General features: G+C 61.5%; 6 protein-coding genes. All 6 read right to left on the reverse strand.

Translation table 11 applies throughout. The features are described 5' to 3' along the window. Positions 1-193: 193 nt before the first annotated feature. Complete coding sequence (locus ACIREA_RS24755; protein ID WP_397385011.1) at positions 194-1,612, reverse strand: sulfatase; 1,419 nt, start codon at positions 1,610-1,612, stop codon at positions 194-196. A gap of 154 nt (positions 1,613-1,766) precedes the next feature. Next, positions 1,767-2,414: a hypothetical protein gene (locus tag ACIREA_RS24760; RefSeq protein ID WP_397385012.1), complete on the reverse strand. Its 648-nt coding sequence runs from the start codon at positions 2,412-2,414 to the stop codon at positions 1,767-1,769. Between the two features lie 18 nt (positions 2,415-2,432). Continuing rightward, positions 2,433-3,692 carry a beta-ketoacyl-[acyl-carrier-protein] synthase family protein gene (locus ACIREA_RS24765; RefSeq protein WP_397385013.1) on the reverse strand — a complete coding sequence of 420 codons (1,260 nt, stop codon included), beginning with the start codon at positions 3,690-3,692 and terminating at the stop codon, positions 2,433-2,435. Beyond that, the gene (locus ACIREA_RS24770; RefSeq protein WP_397385014.1) at positions 3,689-4,045 is read right to left on the reverse strand and encodes a phosphopantetheine-binding protein; all 357 of its coding nucleotides are present in this window, start codon (positions 4,043-4,045) and stop codon (positions 3,689-3,691) included. Before ACIREA_RS24770 ends, ACIREA_RS24765 begins: the two co-directional genes overlap by 4 nt. Before the next feature lie 198 nt (positions 4,046-4,243). Then, entirely contained in the window at positions 4,244-5,440 is a 1,197-nt protein-coding gene (locus ACIREA_RS24775; protein ID WP_397385015.1) for an FAD-dependent oxidoreductase, read from the reverse strand. Next, positions 5,437-5,959, reverse strand: a 523-nt coding sequence (locus tag ACIREA_RS24780) for a 3-oxoacyl-[acyl-carrier-protein] synthase III C-terminal domain-containing protein (protein WP_397385016.1), incomplete at its 5' end; no start/stop codon positions are given. The genes ACIREA_RS24780 and ACIREA_RS24775, both read right to left, overlap by 4 nt.

Below are 5,959 nucleotides of genomic sequence, written 5' to 3' on the forward strand. Positions count from 1 at the left end.
TTTTCTCCTCGATGTAGCGTCTCTTTTTTCCGGGCGGCGCATCCAGCCACTCCAGATCCAGCTCCCAAGGGGACGCCCATGCACCACCCGATTCCCCGCTATGCGCGGGCTTGTCTTCGGGTGTTTCTGGCGGCGTGTGGGGCCGGATCATGTGCCGCAGTATGTACTCTCGAACGCGTACGGGCAATACGCGTCATTGCTTCGCCTGGCGCAACTCCTTCGCCTTGCCGCCGAAATAGGGATAGCGGTCCCACACGTTCGTCGCTGGATCGACCCGCGGATCATTCGTCTCACGCATCCAGGCATCGGTGCTGGCGCTGAGCCCGGCCTTGACCTTCGCAAACCGGGGATCAGCGGCGAGATTGACCACTTGATCGGAGTCGTTCTTCACATCGTAGAGCTCCTCGGCAGGCCGTTTGCCAAAGCTCATCTCAAACAGCGGTTTCACCGCCGGATCTTTCGCATGCGTCATCATGTAGAGCTTTGTGCGCGAACCATCAATGTCACCGTAGGGCCCCACGGCATGATAGAGCTGTGGATCACCCGCCGGCCAGCGGTCCGGACGCAGATTGCGCAAATATAAAAACTCCGCCGTGCGCACGCCACGCACGGGATAGCTCAGATCGCCCCGCCGCACGTTCGCGTGCCGTTCGCGCTCGATGAACATGCGGTCGCGCTTCACCGTCGGCGGTCCTCCCGTAAGCACATCGACAAAACTGTGCGCCGTCATCTCCGGCCATGGCTGGAGCCCGGCGATCTCCAGAAACGTCGGCGCGAAGTCGGTGAGCGAGACAAACGCATCGCTCACGCTGCCCGCCTTCACCCTGCCGGGCCAGCGTACCGCCAGCGGCACGTGCGTGCCCTCGTCATAGCAATGAGCGAGTCCGTGCGGCATCTGCCAGCCGTTGTCGCTGGTGTGAATCACCACCGTGTTGTCCAGCTCGCCGTTCTTTTCCAGCAGCGCGATGGCTTCACCAAACGCCTCATCCATCAGCTCCACCTGCGCGAGATAGTCCGTGATTTCCTCGCGCACTTCCGGCATGTCTGGCAATGCCTTCGGCACACGCACCTGCGTCGGATCAATGCCACGCGCCCTGCCGGTGCCGGCGCGCCATTGGTGCAGCGCGGTATGGGTCGATCCGAACCAGAAGAAAAAGGGCTGCTTCTCCTTTCGCCCTGCCATGAAGGCGGGAAAGTCTTTGAACTCGGCACCGGCTGGATTCAGGTCGCGGCCGAAGTCTTTGAAATTCCCCGGGGACCAGCCCTTGCCGGAGAACCCCACATGCCAGCCCGCCTGGCTCAGTGCATCACCGAACACGCGGAACTTCCCGGGAAACTTGCTCCACAAACTCGCCGCATCCTCAAGCTGATGCGCCGCACGTCCGGTGACGATGCATGAGCGCGTGGGCGAGCAGGACGGCACCGGGCAAAAGGCGTTCGTGAAACGCATGCCCTCGCGCGCCATGCGGTCAAAGACGGGTGTGCGCACCGCCCTGCTACCATTCGCCGCAGCGTGATCATAGGACCAGTTGTCGCCGATCAGCAGCAAAATGTTTGGCGCGGCATGCAACGCAGAGCTCAGGACCAGCAGAGAGAGCAGCAGACGAATCATGCGCTACGAAACGTCGGCGATGGCCGCCGCCTCTCATTCCATTGCATCCCAAGGGGCTCCCATGCCCCCCTTCTCCGCTGTCCATCTCATGTGCCGCAGGATGGTGGCACTTACGCCCCACGGCGACGGGTGTCCTGGCCTCGGCGTCCGGCTTTCAGCGCCAGGCCATGAACCGATACCCTCCCAGCGGGTGCTCATGCGCGGACACCTGCCATTCCTCGCCAAGCCCAAGCGCCCTCTGCAGTTCCTGCCCGTGAAATCCCGCACGAATGCTCGCCTGCATGTCATGCCGCTGCACATGATTGAGCTCCGCCAGCCCGCAAAACAAGCGGCCCATCACCGAGTAAATCCACCGCCGCGCCGGCTCCGCCGCCACGATCAATCGTGTCACGGGTGACAGGCGCGAACCCAGCAGACGCAGTTGTTCCGTGGTGAAATGATGCAGAAACAAATTCGCGATCACGATTTCTGTGTCTGGCAGCGCCTGCGCCAAAACATCGCCCCGCGTCCAGTGCGCCTCTGCGGGCCAGAGCTCCGGCCTGGGTGCCAGATCAAAAGCATGCAGCGCCGCCACGTTGCAACAGCCTGCTTCCACGAGCCGCAGGGACAGCGCCCCGTCTCCCGCACCCAGCTCCGTGATGCGCCAGCCGTCTTCGCGATGACGGCGGACCATGCGCTCAATCCAGCGATGATTGCCCATGATGCCGTTGACCTGCAGCATTTCCTCACGCGCACGGATGGCGTCGGGGTCATCAGGTGGCAGCGTATCGAGCAGTTCGGGCTGGAAGACACGCTCTTTCATGGCTTCAGCTTGCCGGGCTCAGGGCTTCGAAAAAATCAGCGTGACATTCGAGCCGCCGAAGCCGCTGGAGTTGCTCATCGCGACACGCGGTGCCTGATCAATCGGACTGGTGAGGATGTCCACGCCTTCACAGGCGGGATCCAGCTGCTGGATCTTGGCGGAGATCGGCATGAAGCCTTCTTTTAAAGCCAGACAGCAGATGCCCGCCTCCAAAGCTCCTGCCAAGCAGAGTCCGTGACCGGTCAGCGCCTTGGTGCTGCTGACTTTCGGTCTGGCACCACCAGTGAAGACGGTTTTCAGCGCGCTCAGCTCGGCGATATCGCCCGCATTCGTCGCAGTGCCGTGCGCGTTGATGTAATCGATCGCCGCAGCCTCCAGGTTGGCGTCTTGCAGCGCATTGGTCATGGCACGCGCCAGTCCGCTGCCGCTTGGGTCCGGTGCCACCACATCGTAGCCATCCGAGCCCTGGCCCCAGCCTGTGACCTCGGCGTAAACCGTGGCACCGCGTGCGGCGGCATGCTCAGCCTCTTCGAGCACGAGCGTCACACCGCCACCGGTGGTGATGAAACCATCGCGGCCTGCATCAAACGGACGCGGTGCCAAAGCAGGATCGCTTTGAGCGCTCAAGGCCCGCAGCGAAGCAAACGGCAAAACGGTGTGCAGCAGCTGGGCGTCTTCGGCACCCACCACAAACATGGTTTTCTGCCGGCCCAGCCGGATCATGTCACAAGCGTGCCCGAGGGCGTGCGAGGAGGAGGCGCAGGCGCTGTTGAAGGCCAGGGTCGCGCCTTTGATGGCAAAAAGAGCCGTGAGATTCAGATGCAGCGAATTCGGCATGCCCGTGATGACCATGGGAGCAGAGGTGCGAGCAGGCCCGCGTTTGATCACCGAATCCATCGCCAGATAAGTCAACCAGGGTGATCCTGCCGAAGCGCAGTACAAGCCGGTCTGCGGATCTGATATCTGCGTGGGTTCGAGTCTGGCATCAGCGATGGCCTCCTGCATGGAAGCATAGGCGAACACGGCATTGGGAACCATGGTGCGCAGCTGCGCACGGGACAGTTTCACCTGTTCTGGAAAGGTCCAGTCGAGCGGATCAGATGTGGGGAACTCGAAGCCTTTCACCGTGCCTGCGAGCTTCACGCGGTCATTCGCGGCGGCCAGTTCTGGAACGAACTCAATGCCAGACCGGCCTTCGCGCAGGCTTTCCGTCACCGCCGCACGGTTATTGCCGATGCTGGAGATGAATCCCAGCCCGGTGACGACCACCCGCTTCATGAGACGCTCGCGCCGAATTTGGAACGAAGGAATTTCTTCAGATCACCCAAAGTGATAATACCGCTCAGTTCTTCCGTGGCGATCGTCAGGCCGAGCACTTCCTCCGCCGTCATCACCACTTCGATCATGCCAAACGAATCCATGCCGATGTCATCGATCAGCTTCATGTCATCTGTGACCGAAGCCACACCATCTGGCCGCGGATTCGCCGCATCACGTGCCAGCACGCCGAGAATGATGGCGTCCAGCTCGTCGAGGTTCTTGCTCTCTTCAAAGCGAAGTGCGGCGGCGACCGTCTCCTCACTGCAACGTTTGAGGGATTTGGTGATTTCCTGTTTTCGGTCGTCGCTCACGGGCATGGCTGTGTTTAGTCAATTATGGTGATGGATCAACGCTTTTCAGCACGCAAGGCACCTAGGCAGCCGTGGCAGCCAGCGCCATCCCTTACATTCTGGGGCTAATATAGGGTGTACAGGGTATGAATGGCACCCTTTGTCGCCTTTCGTCCCGCCAAACTCCAGCCACACGGGCTGCGACCAAAGAACCGGAGCTCAAATCCGCCGCGGCTGCAGACTGGTCAAAGGAACTCGTTCGAGTGTGTTGAACGGGATCGTGAGCATCGCATAAAATGATCCCATGTGTCTGGCGACAGGTTTCTGGCAGAGCAGGAACTTCAAGAGGACATCACGCAGCATCGAGGGCGCTTTGCCGCGCCAGGTGCCAAGCCACATGCCCCACTCGGCGCGGACGATGGCCGTTTTGGCCGCCTTGCGGCGAAAGCGGTTGTAAGCTGGCAGCCATTCCAGCGGATCGGCCTGGCAAAGAATGGCGGCGAGAAACTCTGCGTCTGCAAAGCCGGTGTTCATGCCCTGACCGCCGATGGGGCTCATGCCGTGCGCGGCGTCACCGCAGAGGATGATGCGCCCCTCGTAGTAGCGGTCACAGTTGAATTTGCGCGGCGTGAAGGCGCTTTCACTGAGCTGATCGGCGGCGGGTACGTCGATGCCGGTGCGCCTTTTGATCAGCTCACTGACAAACCCCCGTGGTGGATAATCCAGATGCGTTTCAGTCTGCACAATCCAGCGCCGCTGGCCACCGGGCAGCGGAAAAGACTCCACCGCACCCGTCTCGGTGAAAAACAGGTGCGCCTCATCCCCAAAACCGCTGCGGTCGGTAAAATCGCCCATGGCAAAATGGCAGTCATAGACATGCCCCGGTGCCCGCATGCCGATGAACTCACGGACGCGGCTGCGGCTGCCATCACACGCGATCACGAAGCGTGCCGTGAGCGTGTGTTCACCGGTTTGCACGCAGCAGTGCTCCTCAAACTGCCTGACCTCGCTGACTTCACAGCCAGGCTCGAAGTGCTCCGGCCCCAGATGCTTCTGCAGGATCGCAATGGTAGTGGCCTGTGGAAGTGAAAGAATGAAGCGGTGCGCGTCCGGAATCTCCCGAAACGAAACACAACCAAGCCGGCCACGCTGGCCATGCACAAGGCAGTCGCGCACCCGCACGCCCCTGGCGACGAACTCGGCGGCGAGACCGAGCTTGTCCAGAATCTGCAATGAGGGTGGAGTGATGCCGATGGCCGCTGAATACGCCATGGGCTCCACACGCCGCTCCAGCACGCGGAGGCGCATTCCCTGCTGCCTCAGCAGACAGGCCAGCAACAAGCCCACAGGCCCGCCACCCACGATGATCACATCGTAGTCTGTCGCGCTTTTCGCACTGTTGGTGACTGGTTTCATGCCACGACTTCTGCCAGCGCGGCAGGCTGGGCTTTCTGGGCTGCCGAGATCGCGGCACCGCAGCGTTCCAGCACCGCCGTTTCCACTGTGAGTCCCGGACCAAAGGCAATGGCGCAGGTCATGGCGCGCGCGGTTTCTGCTTCTTCGAGGAAACCTTTGAGAACAAACATCACCGTCGGGCTGCTCATGTTGCCGTAGTCACGCAGCACGCTGCGGGACATCTCCAGCTCAGCGGGGGGAAGGGAGAGCTGCTCTTCGATTTGGTCGAGAATCGCACGGCCTCCCGGGTGGACCGCCCACTCGTCAATGTCGGCCGGTGTGAGCCCGCGCTTGTCGAGGATGCCGCTGAGAATTTCCCGGATGTTGCTGCCGATAAGATCGGGCACATAGGCCGAAAGAACCATGTTGAAACCGTGGTCCCCAATATCCCAAGCCATGTGCGCCTCACTGGAAGGCACGAGTGCCGAATGGAAGCCATGCACCCGGTAATAGGGCCGGTCATGCGCCGGCTCGCGGGCG

The sequence above is a fragment of the Prosthecobacter sp. genome, from assembly GCF_044373815.1.
Classification (GTDB): Bacteria; Verrucomicrobiota; Verrucomicrobiia; order Verrucomicrobiales; family Verrucomicrobiaceae; genus Prosthecobacter.